The organism is Kitasatospora sp. NPDC056531, assembly GCF_042794375.1.
In the GTDB taxonomy this organism is placed as follows: domain Bacteria; phylum Actinomycetota; class Actinomycetes; order Streptomycetales; family Streptomycetaceae; genus Kitasatospora.
The window spans coordinates 1-1,323 of sequence record NZ_JBHTTU010000374.1; the positions used below are offsets into that span (position 1 = coordinate 1).

General features: G+C 69.1%; 2 protein-coding genes and 1 pseudogene. 2 read left to right on the top strand and 1 reads right to left on the bottom strand.

Annotated elements, in window-relative coordinates; translation table 11 throughout:
- Positions 1-556 (bottom strand): AraC family transcriptional regulator (locus ACFQ87_RS46545; RefSeq protein ID WP_380617103.1); only part of this gene is annotated, 556 nt, incomplete at its 3' end.
- A gap of 52 nt (positions 557-608) precedes the next feature.
- On the opposite strand from ACFQ87_RS46545, the gene ACFQ87_RS46550 reads away from it, so the two are divergent.
- Both ACFQ87_RS46550 and ACFQ87_RS46555 read left to right on the top strand, forming a co-directional pair.
- The gene (locus ACFQ87_RS46550) at positions 609-1,010 is read left to right on the top strand and encodes a cupin domain-containing protein (RefSeq protein WP_380617104.1); all 402 of its coding nucleotides are present in this window, start codon (positions 609-611) and stop codon (positions 1,008-1,010) included.
- A gap of 145 nt (positions 1,011-1,155) precedes the next feature.
- Positions 1,156-1,323: pseudogene (locus ACFQ87_RS46555) on the top strand (TIGR01458 family HAD-type hydrolase); the annotation flags it as partial.

Genomic DNA, 1,323 nt, shown 5'->3' on the forward strand with positions numbered 1-1,323 from the left:
AGGGGGGGAAGAGGTGCAGCCCGAGGTCGAGTGCGGCGCTGCTGCCCGCGGCGGTGAGGATGTCGCCGTCGTCGACGAACAGGATGTCCTCTTCGAGCCGGACGGCGGGAAACCGAGCCCGGAATGAGTCGGCCCACTGCCAGTGCGCGGTGGCCCGGCGCCCGTCGAGGACCCCGGCCTCGGCGAGCGTGAAGGCACCGCTGCAGAACCCGACCAGCCTCGTACCGCGCGCGTGCGCCTGGCGGACGGCGTCCAGTACAGCCGGACGGCGCGGCACGTAGACGTCAGGCCGGTTGGGAACGATCAGGGTGTCCGCCGACTCCGCCGCTTCCAGACCGGCGACTCCCGTGAGGGTGAAGAAGCCGTCCCGCATCAGCGTGCTCGGCTCGGGCGAGCAGAGGCGGAAGTCGTACAGGTCGCGGCCGATCTCGGGCCTGCGCAGGCCGAAGACCTCGGTGGCGCAGCCGAGCTCGAAGGGATTGGAGTTCTCGTCCACGATCACGACGACCCGGTGCGGGCCCGCCGTACGGACGGCGTGAGAGGAATCTTGCGACACATGCAATTCCTAGCACTCACGCACGCGGCATCCGACGGGCAAGGATTCCCTCATGAGCAACGACCACCCCATCCTCCTCAGCAAGGCCCTGACTTCCTTCGACGCGCTGTGGAGCCCTCGCATCGTCACTCGCGTCAACGACTACGACGTACGCGTCGCCAAGGTCGAGGGCGAGCACCTCTGGCACGCCCACGACGACACCGACGAGTTCTTCCTGGTGCTCGACGGGGAATTGTGCATCTCCTTGCGCGAGCCCGCGGGTGAACGCACCGTCCGGCTTCCCCAGGGTGCGGTCTTCACCGTCCCGCGGGGGACGGAGCACAAGCCCTACGCCCCCACCGGCGCCGCCATCCTCATGTTCGAGCCCACGGGGACACCGACCGTCGGCGACCGCCACGAGCAGATCCCCGATCACATCGACGCGACGACAGGGCACGCACTCGTCGATTCGTGAAACATCGGCACTCAGCCGGGCTACCGGTGCGCGACGAGCGACGTGGCTGTGCGCACCACCTGATCGAAGGGCCCGGTATCGCCGGTGACCCGCCCCGTGTGCCGCCGGGCGGCGGAGAGGGAACGGTCGGAGCTATCGTCAGGGCATGGGACAGGGCGAAGCGGTGCTGCTCGACATCGACGGCGTGCTCACGGTGGACTGGAAGCCGATCCCGGGCGCCGTGGCGGCCGTACGTGAGCTCCGCGCCGACGACGTGCGGTACGTGCTGCTGACCAACACCACCTCGCGCACCAGGCGTTCAATCGCCGGAACC